The organism is Stenotrophomonas sp. Steno-Z4, from assembly GCF_056393145.1.
Map to the genome: position 1 here is coordinate 284,745 of NZ_JBWJPC010000004.1, position 18,085 is coordinate 302,829.

Here is an 18,085-nt window from a genome sequence, read left to right on the forward strand (position 1 = left end):
GATGAGCATCCACGCACCCCTCCTGGATCGCCGCAACCGCCCCCTGCGCGACCTGCGCATCTCGGTCATGGACCGCTGCAATTTCCGCTGCACTTACTGCATGCCGGCGGCGACCTATGGCGAGGACTATGCCTTCCTGCCGCCGGAGGCGCGGCTGAGCTTCGACGAGATCGAGCGGGTGTGCCGCCAGGCCGCTTCGCTGGGGGTGAGCAAGCTGCGCCTGACCGGCGGCGAACCGCTGCTTCGCCCGCAGTTGCCCGACCTGATCTGGCGCCTGCGCCGCATCGACGGCATCGACGATATCGCCCTGACCACCAACGGCGTGCTGCTCGACCGGCAATCGCAGGCATTGGCGGATGCGGGCCTGGACCGGGTCACGGTCAGCCTGGACACGCTGGATCCCGCGCTGTTCCGCCAGATCAGCGGCGGGCGTGGCGACGTGGACGCCGTGCTGCGCGGGATCGACGCGGCCTGCGCCGCTGGCTTCCGTGACGGGGTCAAGATCAACGCCGTGCTGCAGCGCGGGCTCAACGACGCCGGCGCGCTGGCGCTGGTCGAACGCTTCCGCGGCAGCAGCGTGGTGCTGCGCTTCATCGAGTTCATGGACGTGGGCAACCGCACCGCCTGGTCAGTGGACAGCGTGGTCAGCTCGCAGGAACTGCACGCGCGCATCCACGCCCGCTGGCCACTGCTGGCGTTGCCGCCCCGCCATCCGGGCGAAGTCGCCACCCGCTACCGTTTCGTTGATGGGGGCGGTGAAATCGGCCTGATCTCGTCCATCTCCACGCCCTTCTGTGGCGACTGCACGCGGGCGCGCCTTTCCTCCGAAGGCCAGCTCTACACCTGCCTGTTTGCCACCCGTGGCACCGACCTGCGCGGCCTGCTGCGCGCCAGCGCGGACGACGCCGCCCTGCGCGCGGTGCTGGCGGGGGTGTGGTCGGCCCGCAACGACCGCTACAGCGAACTGCGCGGCCGCCCGGCGTCAACGCCCGGACGCCGCATCGAAATGCACTACATAGGTGGATGATGGAACCCAACCCTACCCTGCTCTCGCACCTGGACGCCGATGCACGGCCGCGCATGGTCGATGTGGGCGGCAAGACCGCCACCGACCGCGTGGCACACGCCCAGGCCCGGGTGCGCTTCCCGCCCGAGGTCGCCACCCAGCTGCGCGAGGCCGGCTTCGTGCTGCCCAAGGGCGCGGTGCTGACCGTGGCCCACATTGCCGGGGTGATGGGCGCCAAGGTCACCTCGCAGTTGATTCCGCTGTGCCACCCGCTTGCCCTGCAGCACTGCGATATCACCATCGACATGGAGGGCGACAGCGCGGTGATCGACTGCACGGTGGCCTGCCACGGCACCACCGGTGTCGAGATGGAGGCCCTGACCGGGGCCAGCATTGCCGCGCTCACGCTGTATGACATGTGCAAGGCACTGTCGCATGCCATCGTGATCGAGCAGGTGCGGCTGGTGGCCAAACGCGGCGGCAAGTCCGACCTGGCGTACCCGTCATGAACGCACCGCTGTCTGCCCTGCTGCTGACCGGCGGTGCCAGCCGCCGCATGCAGGCCGACAAGGCACTGCTCGACTATGCCGGACAGCCACAGCTGCTGCGTGCCTGGGCCCTGCTCAGGCATGTCGAGGTGGTGCAGGCCTTCGTCTCGCTTCGCCCGGACCAGCGTGGCGAAACGCTGCGCGGCAGCCTGCCCACCCTGCTGGACAGCGTCGACAGCGTGGGTCCCGTCGCTGGCATCCTCTCGGCGCAGCAGGCGTTCCCCGGTCATGCATGGCTGGTGATCGCCTGCGACCTGCCCCTGCTGGATGCGCGCACGCTGCGCGCGCTGGTGGCGGCACGGCAGCCCGCGAAGGACGCCACGGCGTTCGTCAGCCGCCACGACGACCTGCCCGAGCCGCTCTGTGCGATCTGGGAACCGTCCTCCGCGCCGCTGCTGCGCGAGCGCTTCGACGCGGGGAACTACTGCCCGCGCAAAGCGCTGCTGCAGTTGCAGATCCACGCGCTGCCCTCGCCTGGCAGTGCCCTGGACAACGTCAACACCCCCGGCGAGCTGCTGCAGGCACGCCAACAACTGGAAACCAGCTGATGCCCCAGGTCGAACTCAATTACTTCGCGCAACTGCGCGAACAGGCCAACAGGGGCGCCGAACGCGTGGAGACCGACGCCGATTCGCTGGGCACGCTCTACGCGCAGCTGCAGGCCAGGCACGGCTTCACCCTGCCGGCGTCCACGCTCAGGGTGGCCGTGAACGAGCGCTTCTGTGGCTGGGACCACCCGCTGCAGGACGGCGACACCGTGGTGTTCATCCCTCCGGTCAACGGCGGATGAGCGGGTTCTCGGTAAGCGCGGTGGGGCTGGACGTGCCGGCGCTGCGTTCGGCCCTGCAGAATCCCGCGCACGGCGCGTTCTGTGCGTTCGAAGGCTGGGTGCGCAACCGCAACGACGGCCGCGATGTGGAAGGCCTGGAATACGAGGTGTACACCGCCCTGGCGCAGAGCGAGGGCGAGACCATCCTGGCCGAAGCCCGCGAGCGCTTCGGCGATATCGATGCGATCGGGGTCCACCGCAGCGGACGCCTGGCGGTAGGCGAGCTGGCCGTGTGGGTCGGCGTTTCCTCGCCCCACCGCGACGCCGCCTTCGGTGCATGCCGCTACATCATCGATGCGATCAAGCACCGGCTGCCGGTCTGGAAGAAAGAGCTGTACGTGGAAGGCGACAGCGAGTGGGTGGTCTGCTCGCACGGCGGCAACCCCCATTCACATGGCGCTTCACCGCATGCCGACCACCCCTGAACCATCATCATCGTACCGATCCCGTGAGCCAGGCTGCAGCAGCCAACGAGGAGCCACCCCATGAGCACGCCCCCCCAGCTTTCCCTTTCCCGCCGCGACGTGCTGAAACTCGGCGCCGGCTCGGCCACCAGCATGGTCATCCCCACCGTGGTCGCAGAAGCCCAGGGAAAAACCGCCGGCGCACGCGCACCGGTGACCGCAGAGGTGGCCTTCGAGGTCAACGGCAAGCTGCGCACGCTGCAGCTGGACACCCGCGTTACCCTGCTCGATGCACTGCGCGAGCACCTCCACCTGACCGGTACCAAGAAAGGCTGCGACCACGGCCAGTGCGGTGCCTGCACCGTGCTGGTGGACGGCCGCCGCATCAATGCCTGCCTGACCCTGGCGGTGATGCATCCGGGCGCGAAGATCACCACCATCGAAGGGCTGGGCGCCCCGGACAAACTGCACCCGATGCAGGCTGCGTTCGTCAAACACGATGGCTACCAGTGCGGCTACTGCACCCCCGGGCAGATCTGCTCGGCGGTGGCGGTGCTGCAGGAAGTGCGCGACAACATTCCCAGCCACGTCACCGATGACCTCGGCGCCCGCGCCACGCTCAGCGCCGATGAGATACGCGAACGCATGAGCGGCAACATCTGCCGCTGCGGCGCCTATTCCAACATCGTCGAAGCGATCGAAGACGTCGGAGGAACGCGCGCATGAGGGCCTTCACTTACGAACGTGCCACTACGCCGGCCGAAGCGGCCGCTGCGGCGGCCCGCACGCAGGGCGCGCGCTTCATTGCCGGCGGCACCAACCTGCTGGACCTGATGAAGCTGGAGATCGAAACGCCCGCGCACCTGATCGACGTCAACGGGTTGTCGCTGGATACCATCGAAGCCACCGCCGAAGGCGGCCTGCGCGTCGGTGCATTGGTACGCAACACCGACCTGGCGGCCGACCCGCGCATCCGTCGCGACTACGCCCTGCTCACCCGCGCGCTGGTCGCCGGGGCCTCCGGCCAGCTGCGCAACAAGGCCACCACCGCCGGCAACCTGCTGCAGCGTACCCGCTGCCCGTATTTCTACGACACCGCGCAGCCGTGCAACAAGCGCCTGCCGGGCAGTGGCTGCGGCGCCATCGGCGGGATCAGCCGGCAGCTGGCGGTGGTTGGCGCCAGCCCGGCCTGCATCGCCACCCATCCCAGCGACATGGCGGTGGCGATGATGGCGCTGGACGCGGTGGTGGAAACCATCCGCCCGGACGGCTCCAGCCGGCGCATCCCGCTCAATGACCTGTACCGCGCGCCCGGCACCACGCCGCAGGTGGAAACCGTGCTCGACAAGGGCGAATTGATCGCCGCTGCGGTGCTGCCTGCTCCGCTTGGCGGGACCCACATCTACCGCAAGGTGCGCGACCGCGCCTCGTACGCGTTTGCGCTGGTGTCGGTCGCCGCGGTGGTCCAGCGCGACGGCAGTGGTCGGGTCGCCCTGGGCGGGGTGGCTTACAAGCCCTGGCGCACGCCGGAAGCCGACGCGCTGCTGCCGCAGGGTGCGGCTGCCGTCATGGCCTCGCTGCTGAAAGGCGCGACGCCCTCGTCACAGAACGCCTTCAAGGTGCAGCTGGCCGAACGCACGCTCGCCGCCGTGCTGCTGGAGGCGAAGGGATAAGCCATGAAATTCGACACGCCTGCAGGAAAGAATCCGATCGACCAGCTCAAGGTGGTCGGCCAGCCGTTGAACCGCATCGACGGTCCGCTCAAGACCACCGGCCATGCCCCGTATGCCTACGAACGCCACGACGCGGTGGCCGCGCCGGCATACGGCTACGTGGTCACCGCCGGCATCGCCAAGGGCCGGGTCAGCAGCATGGAACTGGATGCCGCACGCCGCTCCCCGGGGGTGCTGGCCATCGTCACCGCCGACAACGCCGGGCCATTGCAGAAGTCGCAACGCAATACCGCCGCGCTGCTGGGCGGTCCGGAGATCTCGCATTACCACCAGGCGCTGGCGCTGGTGGTGGCCGAGACCTTTGAACAGGCGCGTGCCGCGGCCGGCCTGGTCAAGGTCCGCTACACCACGCAGAAGGGCGCTTACGACCTGGCCGCGGCGAAGAAGGCCGGCACCAACTTCCAGAAGACCGACCCGGACGCGCGCGTGGGCGATTTCGAGAAGGCCTTCGGCGAGGCACCGGTCACCTTGGACGCGCTCTACCACACCCCCGACCAGTCGCACGCGATGATGGAGCCGCACGCCACCCTTGCCGCGTGGGAAGGCGACAAGCTCACGGTGTGGACCTCCAACCAGATGATCGACTGGGGCAAGACCGACCTGGCCAAGACCCTGGGACTGCCGAAGGAGAACGTGCGCCTGGTTTCGCCGTACATCGGCGGCGGCTTTGGCGGCAAACTGTTCGTCCGTTCGGACGTGCTGCTGGCGGCATTGGGTGCGCGCGCAGCGAAGCGCCCGGTCAAGGTCGCGCTGTCGCGCCCACAGATCGCCAACAACACCACCCATCGTCCCGCCACGCTGCAGCGCATCCGGCTGGGCGCCACCGCGCAGGGGACGCTTACCGCGATCGGTCACGAATCGTGGTCGGGCAACCTGCCCGGCGGCTCCCCCGAAGAAGCGATCCAGCAGACCAAGCTGATGTATGCAGGCGCAAACCGGCTGGCCGGGTTGCGCCTGGCGCACCTGGACCTCCCCGAAGGCAACGCCATGCGCGCGCCGGGCGAAACCCCGGGGCTGATGGCGCTGGAGATCGCGATGGATGAAATGGCCGAGAAGCTGGGCCTTGATCCCGTGGAGTTCCGCATCCGCAATGACACCCAGGTGGACCCGGCCAATCCGGAACGACCCTTCTCCAAGCGCCAGTTGGTGCAGTGCCTGCGCGACGGTGCGCAGCGCTTTGGATGGGACAAGCGCAATGCGCGCCCCGGCCAGCAGCGCGATGGCCGCTGGCTGGTGGGCATGGGCGTGGCCGCCGGCTTCCGCAACAACCTGGTGATGAAGTCGGGTGCGCGCGTGCGCCTGGATGCCACTGGCCAGGTCACGGTGGAAACCGACATGACCGACATCGGCACCGGCAGCTACACCATCCTGGGCCAGACCGCCGCAGAGATGCTGGGCGTGCCCATCGAGAGGGTGACGGTGAAGCTGGGCGATTCCAGCTTCCCGGCCTCGGCGGGTTCCGGCGGCCAATGGGGCGCCAACAGTTCCACTGCCGGCGTGTTCGCGGCGTGCACCAAGCTGCGCGAGGCGGTAGCGACGAAACTGGGATTGGACCCGGCCACCGCGACCTTTGCCGACGGCCAGGTCAGCGCCGGCGGCAAGCGCTTCGCGCTGGGCAAGGCCGCAGCCGACGGCGAGCTGGTGGTGGAAGACACCATCGAGTTCGCCGAGCTGGAGGAGAAATTCCAGCAGTCCACCTTCGCCGCGCATTTCGTCGAAGTGGGCGTGGATGTCGCCACCGGCGAAAGCCGGATCCGCCGCATGCTGGCGGTGTGCGCCGCCGGGCGCATCCTCAACCCCAAAACCGCGCGCAGCCAGGTGATCGGCGCGATGACCATGGGCGTGGGCGCGGCCTTGTCGGAAGAGCTGGCGGTGGACACGCGGCTGGGCTTCTTCGTCAACCACGACCTGGCCGGCTACGAAGTGCCCGTGCATGCCGACATTCCCCACCAGGAGGTGGTGTTCCTGGACGAGACCGACCCGGTGTCGTCGCCGATGAAGGCCAAGGGCGTGGGCGAGCTCGGCCTGTGCGGTGTCAGTGCGGCGGTAGCCAATGCGATCTACAACGCCACCGGCACCCGCGTGCGCGAATATCCGATCACGCTGGACAAACTGCTGGCCGGGCTGCCCGCGCTGGGATGAGTGCCGGCCTGGCCAGTACGCCGCTGGATGCCGAGGACGGTAACCCCGGCCTCGTGTTCGAGGCGACCCTCGATGCGCTGCGCGAGGGTCGCCGCGCGGCGCTGGCGGTGGTGCTGGAAACCGAAGGGTCCACCTATACGCGCGCCGGCACGGTGGTGCTGTTTTCCGATCACGGCCACGTCGGCTGGCTCAGCGGTGGCTGCCTGGAGCCGGAGATTGAACGCCGCGCCATGCAGGCCGTGGACGAGAACAGCTTGGCATGGATGGAGATCGATACCCGCGACGATGACGCGTTGTTTGCCGGCAACGCGGTGGGCTGCCGCGGGCGGCAACGGGTGGTGTTGATTCCGCTGGCGTCGCTTGCCGGCATCCACAGCGTGCTTGATCCGTGGCTGCGGGGAGAGGGGACGCTGGAGCTCAGGCTGCACGGTGACGGAACGCTGCAATGGCGTTGTGGCGACATGGGCCTTTCCCATGACCTCGCCAGTCCGCCGGTCGACTGGGAAGCGCCTCGCCGGGAGTGGCGGCTGCAATGGCGGCGTGCGCCGAGCGTGGTCGTGTTGGGCGCGGGCCCCGAGGCCGCGCCGTTGCTGCCCCTGCTGGTGGGCCTGGGATGGCGGGTTGAGGTGCGTGAGCCGCGCCCGCGGTGGCAGGGGCGGCTTGCTGCTGTCGTGCCACCCGACCAACGGTCGGGTGCTACCGCGGGTTCGTACACCGATTGCAGCACGCGGTGGACCAACGGGCCGTTTCCGGATGCGGTGCTGGTGATGCACCACAATTTCGAGCTGGACCGGGAAGCGTTGGACGCGCTGGCGGCTACCTCGATTCCCTTCATCGGATTGCTGGGGCCGGGGCGAAGGCGTGACGACCTGTTCAAACTGCTGCCCCCGGAAGCTCGGGCAGCGCTGTCCCCTCGCCTGCGTTCGCCGATCGGGCTGGGGCTGGGTGGCCGGGGACCGGAGGCCATTGCACTGAGCATTGCCGCCCAGCTGCAGGCATGGCGGCACGGCGTGCCGGAAGTGCCGTGATGAACGCCCATGCCGCCGTGGTGCTCGCCGCCGGCGCAAGCACGCGGCTGGGCCGCCCTAAACAGCTCCTGCGCCGCGAGGGCGAGACCCTGCTGCACCGCATGGTCCGGTTGGCAGCCGGCACCGTACCTTCGGTGCTGGTGGTGGTGCTAGCCGAGGCGTCTGGGCCGCTCACCGATGCGCTGGCCGACCTCGAATGCGTGCAGGCGCTCAATCCCGACGCGCAGCGCGGCATGGGCAGCAGCCTGGTGGTCGCTGCGCCGATGGTCCAGGCCTCCGCACGGGTGCTTGTGGTCGCCTGCGACCAGCCCGCGCTGGAGGCTGCGCATCTGCAGGCGTTGCTGGACAGTGCCAGCCAGTCAACCTCAGGCTGCGCGGCCACCCTGCTGCTGGGCACGCTCGGCGTGCCGGCGGTGGTGCCCGGCGCATGGTTCGCCGATCTCGCCGACGGCCAGGGTGACAGCGGCTTCCGCGCACGGCTGCGCGCGCTCGAACCCGGAACGATCGGCGTGCTGCACGCCCCTGCCCTCGCGCTGGATATCGATACCCCGGACGATCTGCGCGCCGCGCACGAACTCGGCCTGATCGACGACTGACGCCGTGGCTTCAGGGTTGCCAGTCGAGCCCGCGTGGCGCGCTGGAGAAACCCGCCGCACGCAGTGCCTCGGTCACCGCATCGCGCTGGATGGGCGCATCGTCGATCAATTCCAGGGTGAACGTCATGCGCCGCCCGCGTCGCAGTGCGATGACCAGCGCCTGGGCGGCCGCGGTCAGCGCCTCGTCTTCACCAGGCGCGCCCGGCTCGAACCACGTCAGCAGTTGCCGCCCGCCCTGGGCCAGGTACATGCGCAGGCGCCCGCCGCCGATCACCACCAGTGCACCGGGCCGTCGTACCGGCCGCTGTGACACGCGGTGCGCCGGCCATGGCAGCACCGGACCGAACGGATTGGCAGGGTCCGCCGCGGACAGTCCCACGCTGAACCCGACCCGCCCGGGCTGCTGCGCCTCGGCTACCTCACGCAGGGCATCGACCATGCCACGTTCGGCGAACTGTGCGCCGCCCATCCCGTCCACGAACCGCCCGCGCAGCACCCGGCCGGCATCCTCCATGCCGCGATAGACCTGCACCAGCGCTGGGAAACCCCCGGCGATGCCTTCGGCAATGGCCGCGCCGCGCGTCACGATACCGTGGCGCTCCAGCAGCCCGTTCGCCAGCGCGACCGCACGCACCGTATCGCTGACCAACGGCCGCTGCAGCAGCGACCATCGACCCGCGAGGGTAGGCGTGGCCAACGTGGTCGCCATCGGCTGCAGGCCGCCCGCAGCGCCGAGCGGATCCATCATCGCCCTGCCCCGGGCGTAGCGGTTCTGTCGCGCAGAGGTCGTCGCCCGCGGGCGCGCGGGTCGCGTGGCCGACAGGTGCCGCAGCGGCGTCCACAGATCGGTGGTCACCCGACCGGCCCATGCCAGTTCCCACAGCGCGGTGTGCAGCGTCTCGGCATCGACTACGACGTCGTCCACGCCGGCAGCAGCCAGGCGCGCCTGCACCGCAGTGGCGAGCTGTCGTGCAAAGAACGCACCGCCATCCGCCATTACCGTCAACAGCGCCGCCTGCAGGGGCGAAGGTTCGATCGCCTGCACGACAGGCAGCGTTTCGCCCATGCCCTCCTGCACATGAAGCGACACCAGGCCGTCATCCTCGCCCAGGCGGCCATGACCCACCCACGCCACCGTGCCGGTCGCCAGCAGCTCGTCCAGCATCGTCGGGATGTAGTCGGCTACCCGTGCCGACAGGATCTGGTGCTCCCACGCCGACACCGGCATCGGAACGCCGGCCAGCAGCTCGATCACACGCAGGACGCCATCGCCACCTTCCAGTGCGCCGTGCGCGGGTACAGTGCTGGAGCGCGATGCCACCGTCGCGTCGGCCACCAGCCCGTGCCGCTCCAGCAGCAGCGCCGCATACGCCTCACGGCTGGCCGGGCGGGTCGCTTCACGCGCGGCCTGCAGGGAGCGCAGGCGCAGGCGCTGGAACACCGCTTCGCCCACCCATTCGCGGCGCGCCAACGGAACCGTTGCAGCATCGGCGCCGTCGTCGCGCGCGTTCCCCGCGCCGAAATGACCACTGAGCACCTTGCCCTGTCCGGCCAGATGCTCCAGCGCCGCATCCACCACGGCCACGCCCAGCCCCCAGTGGCGGGCTGCATCGCCCGTGGTGAATGCCGCATGGGTGCGCGCGTAGCGTCCAAGCAGCTCGCCCAACGGGTCGCTGGAAGGCTGCAGGAACACGACGGGTATGCCGCCTGGCAGTTCAACGGCGAGCGCATCCCGCAAGCGGGCGGCGTCCTCCACGGCGGCCCAGACCGGCCGCCCGGCCACCTGGACGGAAACGATGCGCTGCTCGCCCTGGAGCGAACGCAGATGCGTGCCGACGCTGTCTGCATCGATGAGGCGCGCTGCGATGTCCGTCGCGCTCAGCGGGCCCATCTCGCGCAGCAGGTCGGCAAGCCCTTCCCTGCCGTTCGCCTGCCGCCCCGGTGCCAACCGCTGCAACTCCAGCGTCACCTGTTCCACAACGGCGGGATCAAGCAGTTCACCCAGATCCACCTGGCCGAGCAGGTCACCCAGCAGCCCGGCATCCAGCGACAGCACCGACGCGCGGCGCTCGGCCAGCGGCACATCGGTGCCATACATGAACTCGGCCACGTAGCCGAACAGCAGGTTGGCGGCAAACGGAGACGGCACCTCGGTGGTGACCTCGGCGATCTCGATGCGCCCATCGGCCAGACGCTGCATCAGCGTGTCCAGCGCATCCAGGTCGTAGACATCCTGCAGGCACTCGCGCGCCGCCTCGATCAGGATCGGGAATTCCGGATAGCGCTGCGCGATGGCGAGCAGCTCGGCGGCACGCAGGCGCTGTTGCCACAGCGGTGAGCGCTTTCCCGGCTTGCTTCGCGGCAGCAACAGGGCCCGCGCCGCGCACTCGCGGAACCGTGCGGCAAACAGCGCTGAACCGCCCACGGCCAGCGTCACCTCACGGCGCAGCCGTTCGGGCTCGAACAGGAACAGCTCGGCGCCGGGCAGCCGCCCAGACGAATCGGGAATCCGCACGATGATGCCGTCATCGCTGGCCACCACCGCCGGGTCCACGCCCCAGCGCTCCTGGATGCGCCCTGCCAGTGCCAGCGCCCAGGGATCGTGGATGCGCCGTCCATAGGGCGAATGCAGCATCACCCGCCAATCGCCGGATTCGTCACGGCAGCGTTCCACCACCAGCCGGCGGTCGGTCGGCAGCACGCCGGTTGCCGCGCGCTGCTCATCCAGCAGGCCAATGATGTTCGCGATCGCATTGGGCTGCAGACCCGCACCCTGCAACCGCGTGAGCAACGCCGGCGCAAGCGTGTCGTTGCCCGCGTCGGCATCCAGCGCGGCCAGGAACGCGCCCACCGCCTCACCCAGTTCCGCCGGGCGGCCCACGCCTTCGCCCCGCCAGAACGGCAGCCGTGCCGAGCGCCCGGGCGCGGGCGTGACCACGACCTGGTCATGGGTGATCCGCTCGATCCGCCAGGAAGTGGCGCCCAGCGTGATCACGTCATTGACCCGTGATTCGTGGACCATTTCCTCGTCCAGCTCGCCGACCCGGCGCGAGCCGGCACGTTCTTCGCCTTCGGGCAGCATCACGTTGTACATGCCACGGTCGGGAATGGTCCCGGCGCTGGTCACCGCCAGCTGCTTGGCCCCCGGCCGTGCGCTCAGTTCACCGCTCTGCCGGTTCCACACCAGGCGCGGGCGGAAGCCGGCGAAGTCGTCGGACGGGTAGCGCCCGGCCAGCATGTCCAGGGTGGCATCGAACGCACTGCGCGGCAGGCTGCGGTACGGCGCCGCGCGACGCACGCGCGCATACCAGGCGTCGACATCCAGCGGCTCCATCGAGGCCGCCGCCACGGTCTGCTGGGCCAGCACGTCCAGCGGGTTGCGCGGCGGATCCACCGCTTCGATGCGCCCTTCCAGCATCCGCTCGATCGCCACGGTGGCGTCGATCAGGTCACGTCGCGTGCGCGGGTAGACCAGCCCGGTGGAGGTGCCGCCGACCTGGTGGCTGGCCCGGCCGATCCGCTGCAGCGCACTGGCCACCGACGGCGGTGCCGCGACCTGGATGACCAGGTCCACCAGCCCCATGTCGATGCCCAGCTCCAGACTGGAGGTCGCCACCACGCAGCGCAGCGAACCGTCCTTGAGCGACTGCTCGATGTCGCGCCGCTGTTCCTTGGAGACCGAGCCGTGGTGGGAGCGCGCGATCAGCTCGGGGCTGGCCACCACCCGCGACACCGTGCTGCCGGTGAACGAGCCGTACTGCTCGGGTACGGGCGCGACAGGCGGCTGGCCGGCCGCGCGTGCGGTGCGTTCGGCATGCAGTTCGTTGAGCCGCGCGGTCAGCTTCTCGGCCACCCCGCGTGAGTTGGCGAACACGATGGTGGAGCGCCGCGCCAGCACCTGGTCGAGGATGCTTGCTTCCACGTGCGGCCAGATCGAGCCCACCCGTCCGCTCGGCTCCCTTTCCGCGCCCGGCCCTGCGTGGGGTGGCAGGTCCGCCATGTCCTCCACCGGCACCACGATGCTGACGTCCAGCTTGCGCGGGCTGGCCGGGTCGACCACGGTGACCGGCCGGTCGCCGCCCAGGAACCCCGCCACCTGCTCCACCGGGCGCACCGTGGCCGACAGGCCGATGCGCTGCGCGGGCACCTGCAGCAATGCGTCCAGCCGCTCCAGGCTGAGCGCCAGATGGGTGCCGCGTTTGCTGCCGGCCACCGCATGGATCTCATCCACGATCACGGTATCGACTTCGCGCAGGGTATCGCGCGCCTTCGAGGTCAGCATCAGGAACAGCGATTCGGGCGTGGTGATCAGGATGTCCGGCGGCCGCCGCAGCAGTCGCGCACGTTCAGCCACGGGAGTGTCGCCGGTGCGGATGCCGACCGTCAGCGCGACCGCGGGATCGCCCCGCCGTTCCCGCTCGGCGTCCACGCCCTGCAACGGCACCTGCAGGTTGCGCTGGACATCGGCGCCAAGCGCCTTGATCGGCGACAGGTAGAGCACACGGGTGCGGCGCGGCGCCGCCTTCGACGCGCCGGCGCGCGCGGCCTCCTGCTGCCGTGCGCGGTACAGCTGGTCGATGGCGTGCAGGAACGCCGCCAGGGTCTTGCCAGATCCGGTCGGCGCGATTACCAGCGTGTGCTCGCCCGCACCGATGGCGCGCCACGCCGCGGTCTGTACCGGGGTGGGCGCGGGAAACGCCGAGGCGAACCAGGCGCTGGTGGCGGGTTCGAACAACGTCAGGGCGGCAGCGGGCGAAGGCGTCATGGCTGCCCACCTTACCTTCCGCTGCGTAGAAATACCGATCACGGCCACGCAGATTTTCCGATGCGGCAGACGGTTTTTCATGCAAGGCTCACACTGGGTTGGCCCCTCGGCCAACAGCGGAGCGTCCAGCATGAATCCGCAGGCGATCAGAAACACCCTGGCGGTGGTGTTGGTCATCCTGTGCGCGCTGCCTGCCCCGGATGCGCCTGCGTATGCGCAGTTTGCTCCGCTCCTCATGCCGAACGCCAACCAGGCACCGCGACCGGAGCCGGCCGACCGCTGGCGGCTGGAGTTCCACGACGCAGCCGATTCAGACGGCATCATCAGCTTCCGCCTGTGGGTGCAGGAAGAGTCGCCGATGCACGTCGACGTTCCGATCCGCAAGGGCGAGTCAGACCGCGACATCGCGCGTGCCGCCCGCGATGCACTGGCGAACCGGCTCGGCCAACGCTATGCGGCCGTCGTCGTGGACGGTGAGGATGTCGTCATCACGGCGCAGCGCGGCTCACCCCGCTTTACCGTCGAACTGCTGCGCGACACCGTACGGGATGTCGATGTCGACGTGGACCGCGACTGACTGACTGACGCCTGGGCTATCCTTGGCGGGCACCCGTCCCAAGGTTTTTCGCCATGCGCACGCTCTATCCGCCGACCACTCCGTTCCGCGAGCACCACCTCCCGGTCGATGACCTGCATACGCTGTATGTGGAGGAATGCGGAACCCCAGGCGGCATCCCGGTGGTGTTCCTGCATGGCGGCCCCGGTGCAGGCGTATCGCCGACGCACCGGCGCTTCTTCGATCCGGCGCGTTACCGGATCGTGCTGATCGACCAGCGCGGCAGCGGCCGCTCCACCCCGTTCGGCGAACTGCGCGACAACACCACCGCGCACCTGGTGGCCGATATCGAAACCGTGCGTGCCCGGCTGGGCATCGAACGCTGGCTGGTGTTCGGTGGCTCGTGGGGTTCCACGCTGGCACTGGCGTATGCGCAGGCGCACTCCGACCGTGCCACCGGTGTGATCGTACGCGGAGTCTACCTGGGCCGTGCAGAAGAGAACCGCTGGTTCAATGAAGCCGATGGCGGTGCGCGCTGGGTGTTTCCCGAGCGCTGGGCGCGCTATGCCGCCCATCTGCCGGAGGAAGCGCACGGCAACATGATTGAAGCCTATTGGCAACGCATGGACAGCGACGACAGCGCCACCCGCATCGCGGCCGCGCAGGCCTGGCTGGGCTGGGAAGACTTCGCCGCCACGCTGGTGCACGAGGTCGATGCCGTGTCCGACGCCGACCCGCTGGAGACCCTGGCCAAGGCGCGGATCGAGGCGCACTACTTCCGCCACAACGCCTTTCTCGATCACGGCCAGCTGCTGCGCGACATCGACCGCATCCGCCACCTGCCCGGGGTGATCGTGCAGGGGCGCTACGACATCATCTGCCCGCCGCGCAGTGCCTGGGACCTGTCCCAGGCATGGCCGGAAGCCAGGCTGGAGATGGTGCTCTCCGGCCACAGCGCGACCGAGCCGGCCACGGTGGACGCGCTGGTGCGCGCCACCGATGCCTTCGCCGATCAGGCCGCGGCGTACGCCGGGTAATCGGTGTAGCCCTTCGCGCCACCGCCATAGAACGTGGTGCGGTCCGGGGTGTTGAGCGGCCAGCCGTTCTGCAGGCGTGCCACCAGGTCCGGGTTGGCGATGAACGGCGTGCCGAAGGCCGCGAGGTCGATCAGGCCGGCGTCGATCAACTGCTCGGCGCGTGCACGGTCCAGCCCACCGGCAAGGATCAACGCGGTGTTGGGCAGGTTGCCCTTGATGGTGCGCAGCAGGCCGTGGAAGCCACCTTCGGCGCCGGGGTCGACCACCACATCGCCCACCTTGAACCCGGACTGGTCCATCAGATGGACGAAGGCCAGCCCACGCTCGCCGATGGCCTTGCTCAGCACGCCGTAGGTTTCGTCGATGGCGTCGTGCAACGGCATGTCGAACAGCTGCCCGTAGGGCGACAGGCGGATGCCGGTGCGCGCCGCACCGATGCGGGCCACCACCGCGTCGATCACCTCCAGGGTAAAGCGCAGGCGGTTTTCCATGGTGTCTGCCGCGTACTGGTCGGTGCGGTCGTTGACCAGCGGGTTCATGAACTGCTCGAACAGGTAGCCGTTCGCGCCGTGAATTTCCACGCCGTCGAAACCGGCGTCGATCGCATTGGCCGCCGCCTGCGCGAACTCACCCACGATGCGTGCGATCTCGTCGGTGGCGAGCTGGCGCGGCGCCGGCGGTGCCACCAGGGTAGGCGTGCCAGTCTCGTCGTAGCCGAACGCCTGCGCGCCCACCGGCTGCTTGGAGCTGGCGCTCACCGGCAGGCGGCCGTCGGCCTGGATGGTCGGGTGCGAAACCCGGCCCACGTGCCAGAGCTGGGCCACGATGCGGCCGCCCACGGCATGCACCGAGTTGGTCACCAGGCGCCAGCCCTCGATCTGCTCCGGGCGGAAGATGCCCGGGTTGAACAGGTAACCCTGCCCTTCCTGCGAGATGGGGGTGCCTTCGCTGACGATCAGGCCGGCGGTGGCGCGCTGGGCGTAATAGAGCGCAATGCGCTCGTCGGCGATGTCGTTGGGCGCGCGGGCGCGGGTCAGCGGCGCCATCACCACGCGGTTGCGGAGCGGCGTGCCGGCGAGATCGAACGGGGTGAACAAGGACGTCATTGCGGTGTTCCTGGGGAGGGGCCCGCCAGTGCGGGCAGGTGTGCATGCTAGGCAGATGCCGATACAGCTACAATCCAGCCAACGGGCAAATCACAATTGCTCAAATTGCATTTATGGAGCAAACCCATGCAGCTCAAGGCCCTGCGCTACTTCCTGATGGTGGCCAGTACCAGCAGCTTCCTGGCCACCGCCCGGCATTTCCGGGTACCGGCCTCCTCGGTGTCGCGCTTCATCGCCGCGCTGGAAAAAGACCTGGGCCGCCAGCTGTTCTACCGCAGCACCCGCGCGGTGCGGCTCACCGAGGACGGCGAGCGCTTCCACCAGCAGGTGCGGGAGGCGATCGAACTGCTGGATGCGGCCGTGGACGACCTGGGGCGCGATGACGGAGGGTTGAGTGGCCGGCTGCGGATCAACGCGCCGGAAGCCTTCGGGCGGCTGCACGTGGCCCGACTGCTCAACGCGCTGCAGGCCGCGCACCCGGCACTGGATGTGGAACTGCAGCTCACCGATGCGTACATCGACCCGGTGCAGGAAGGCGTGGATATCACGGTGCGGATCGGGCCGCAGGTGGACTCGGGATTGATCGGCAGGACCGTCGCTGCCCAGCAGCAGATCGTGGCCGCCAGTCCGGCCTACCTGGCCGCGCACGGCACGCCGCGGGTACCCGCCGACCTGCTGGACCACCGTTGCCTGCTCTACAAGGGCGAGTTCGGCACCCAGCGCTGGTACTTCCGCGAGGAAGCGTCGCAGGCATTCGAAGGCATCAACGTCAGCGGGCCGTTGTGCAGCAACAACGCCGAAGTGCTGCTCGCCGCCGCGCTCGAAGGGCACGGCGTGGTGCTGTTTCCCAGCTGGCTGTACCGCCGCGAAAGCTTTGCGAAGCAGCAACTGGTGCCGCTGCTCGGGGCGTGGGAAGGCTCGGTTGCGACCGAGACCTCCTACATCCAGCTGCTGTCACCGGAGAACAAGCTGCGCTCGCGCAAGGTGCGCGAGGTGACCGCTTTCCTGCTGGAAGGCTTCGGCACCCCACCCGCCTGGGATCTGTAGAGACGCTGCGGGAATTACTGTGGAACCGGGTCCGGGTGGATGCCACGCTGGGCGCATGGATGCGATCCATGCCTACCGCCGCCTCCCGCTTCTGGCCGCTGTCCTGGCGGTGTGCCTGCTGCTCGGCGGCTGCGCCACCCTGCCCCGCACCCCGGTGCCCGCCGACCAGATCGCCTGGGCCGTGGTACCCGGCATGCCGGACGTGCGTGCCTGGGCCGGCCGGCCGAACCGCGACATGGAGCTCGACTTCGAGCAGTCCATCCGCGATGAGCGCGCGGATCAGTTTCCAGTGGCCGCTGACGGGCACATCCACTATCCACATCTGGCCCTGTCCGGCGGAGGCGCGAATGGTGCCTTCGGCGCGGGCTTCCTCAACGGTTGGACCGCGACCGGCACCCGCCCCACCTTCAAGATCGTCACCGGCGTATCCACCGGTGCGTTGATGGCGCCCTACGCGTTTCTCGGCCCGGACCACGACCAGGCGCTGCGACGCTTCTACACCACCACCTCCGACGCCGACGTGTTCGCGGCCGGCAACCCGCTGATGGCGCTGCTTCGCCGCGATGCACTGGCGAACACCGCGCCGCTGGAGGCACTGATCGCACGCGCCATCGACGCGCCGTTGTTGGCCAGGATCGCCGCCGAACACCGCGCCGGGCGTCGTCTCTACATGGGGACGGCAGACCTGGATTCGCGCCAGTTCGTGGTCTGGAACATGGGCCTGATCGCCACGCGCGGATCGCCGGAGGCGCTGGCGCTGTTCCGACGGGTGATGCTGGCGTCGGCCTCGATCCCGATTGCCTTTCCGCCGGTACTGATCGAGGTGGACGTGCTCGGCAAGCGCTACGACGAAATGCACGTGGACGGGTTCGTCGCCGCCAATATCTTCCTGCATGCGGGCATCATCGATCCGCAGCGGATTTACAACCGGCTGTCACGCGCCCCCGCCACCTACGATACTTTCATGATCCACAATGGCCAGCTGGCCGCGGCGTCGCACCCGGCGGAGCGTTCGCTGCGCGGCATAGCCTTCCGTTCCATCGACGTTGCCGGCCGCGCCGGGATGATCGGCGACCTGTTCCGCGAGTACGCCTACGCCCGGCGCGACGGTGCGCGTTTTGCCTGGGTCACCATCGATTCGCGGCTTGCGCTGGCCGACGCCGCCAGCTTTGATCCGGCGCGCATGACCGTGCTCTACCAGGTCGGCTACGACCGGGCCCGCGAAGGCCCGGTGTGGCTGTCGCGCCCGCCCGGAATGTCGCCCGCCGACGAGCCCTGAACGCGGGAG

At 69.3% G+C, this 18,085-nt stretch carries 16 protein-coding genes; 14 read left to right on the forward strand and 2 right to left on the reverse strand.

Annotation, left to right across the window (positions count from 1 at the left end; genetic code table 11):
- The first annotated feature begins 1 nt into the window (after position 1).
- Genes moaA through AC06E7_RS12110 form a run of 10 tightly spaced genes read left to right on the forward strand, consistent with a single transcriptional unit; the run spans position 2 to position 8,286 of the window.
- Positions 2–1,027 carry a GTP 3',8-cyclase MoaA gene (gene moaA / locus AC06E7_RS12065; protein ID WP_478064875.1) on the forward strand — a complete coding sequence of 342 codons (1,026 nt, stop codon included), beginning with the start codon at positions 2–4 and terminating at the stop codon, positions 1,025–1,027.
- On the forward strand, positions 1,027–1,515 hold the full coding sequence (gene moaC / locus AC06E7_RS12070) for a cyclic pyranopterin monophosphate synthase MoaC (RefSeq protein WP_478064876.1): 489 nt from the start codon (positions 1,027–1,029) through the stop codon (positions 1,513–1,515). Before moaA ends, moaC begins: the two co-directional genes overlap by 1 nt.
- Entirely contained in the window at positions 1,512–2,102 is a 591-nt protein-coding gene (locus tag AC06E7_RS12075; RefSeq protein ID WP_093535659.1) for an NTP transferase domain-containing protein, read from the forward strand. The genes moaC and AC06E7_RS12075 overlap by 4 nt, the downstream gene beginning before the upstream one ends.
- On the forward strand, positions 2,102–2,344 hold the full coding sequence (locus AC06E7_RS12080) for a MoaD/ThiS family protein (protein ID WP_068852256.1): 243 nt from the start codon (positions 2,102–2,104) through the stop codon (positions 2,342–2,344). Before AC06E7_RS12075 ends, AC06E7_RS12080 begins: the two co-directional genes overlap by 1 nt.
- Positions 2,341–2,808, forward strand: coding sequence for a molybdenum cofactor biosynthesis protein MoaE (locus AC06E7_RS12085; protein WP_184123439.1), 468 nt, complete (start codon positions 2,341–2,343; stop codon positions 2,806–2,808). The genes AC06E7_RS12080 and AC06E7_RS12085 overlap by 4 nt, the downstream gene beginning before the upstream one ends.
- A 60-nt stretch (positions 2,809–2,868) precedes the next feature.
- Complete coding sequence (gene paoA, locus AC06E7_RS12090) at positions 2,869–3,513, forward strand: aldehyde dehydrogenase iron-sulfur subunit PaoA (protein ID WP_478064877.1); 645 nt, start codon at positions 2,869–2,871, stop codon at positions 3,511–3,513.
- Positions 3,510–4,460 (forward strand): FAD binding domain-containing protein, encoded by a 951-nt coding sequence (locus AC06E7_RS12095; RefSeq protein ID WP_095363963.1) that lies wholly within the window; start codon positions 3,510–3,512, stop codon positions 4,458–4,460. The genes paoA and AC06E7_RS12095 overlap by 4 nt, the downstream gene beginning before the upstream one ends.
- Before the next feature lie 3 nt (positions 4,461–4,463).
- Entirely contained in the window at positions 4,464–6,662 is a 2,199-nt protein-coding gene (gene paoC / locus AC06E7_RS12100; protein ID WP_478064878.1) for an aldehyde oxidoreductase molybdenum-binding subunit PaoC, read from the forward strand.
- The gene (locus tag AC06E7_RS12105) at positions 6,659–7,690 is read left to right on the forward strand and encodes an XdhC family protein (RefSeq protein ID WP_478064879.1); all 1,032 of its coding nucleotides are present in this window, start codon (positions 6,659–6,661) and stop codon (positions 7,688–7,690) included. The genes paoC and AC06E7_RS12105 overlap by 4 nt, the downstream gene beginning before the upstream one ends.
- Positions 7,690–8,286, forward strand: a complete 597-nt coding sequence (locus AC06E7_RS12110) for a nucleotidyltransferase family protein (protein ID WP_478064948.1) — start codon at positions 7,690–7,692, stop codon at positions 8,284–8,286. Before AC06E7_RS12105 ends, AC06E7_RS12110 begins: the two co-directional genes overlap by 1 nt.
- A 10-nt stretch (positions 8,287–8,296) precedes the next feature.
- Here the strand turns inward: AC06E7_RS12110 and AC06E7_RS12115 are convergent, their stop codons facing one another.
- Positions 8,297–13,051, reverse strand: coding sequence for an ATP-dependent helicase (locus AC06E7_RS12115; RefSeq protein ID WP_478064880.1), 4,755 nt, complete (start codon positions 13,049–13,051; stop codon positions 8,297–8,299).
- Positions 13,052–13,181: 130 nt separating this feature from the next.
- On the opposite strand from AC06E7_RS12115, the gene AC06E7_RS12120 reads away from it, so the two are divergent.
- Positions 13,182–13,628 (forward strand): hypothetical protein, encoded by a 447-nt coding sequence (locus tag AC06E7_RS12120; protein WP_478064881.1) that lies wholly within the window; start codon positions 13,182–13,184, stop codon positions 13,626–13,628.
- A gap of 53 nt (positions 13,629–13,681) precedes the next feature.
- Positions 13,682–14,644: a prolyl aminopeptidase gene (pip, locus tag AC06E7_RS12125; RefSeq protein WP_478064882.1), complete on the forward strand. Its 963-nt coding sequence runs from the start codon at positions 13,682–13,684 to the stop codon at positions 14,642–14,644.
- Here the strand turns inward: pip and AC06E7_RS12130 are convergent.
- Positions 14,620–15,750, reverse strand: coding sequence for an alkene reductase (locus AC06E7_RS12130; protein ID WP_478064883.1), 1,131 nt, complete (start codon positions 15,748–15,750; stop codon positions 14,620–14,622). The two genes, pip and AC06E7_RS12130, sit on opposite strands and share 25 nt — an antisense overlap.
- A 126-nt stretch (positions 15,751–15,876) precedes the next feature.
- Here AC06E7_RS12130 and AC06E7_RS12135 point away from each other — a divergent pair, with 126 nt between their 5' ends.
- Entirely contained in the window at positions 15,877–16,797 is a 921-nt protein-coding gene (locus AC06E7_RS12135; RefSeq protein ID WP_478064884.1) for a LysR family transcriptional regulator, read from the forward strand.
- 55 nt (positions 16,798–16,852) lie between these two features.
- Complete coding sequence (locus AC06E7_RS12140) at positions 16,853–18,076, forward strand: patatin-like phospholipase family protein (protein WP_478064885.1); 1,224 nt, start codon at positions 16,853–16,855, stop codon at positions 18,074–18,076.
- The last annotated feature ends 9 nt before the right edge of the window (positions 18,077–18,085 follow it).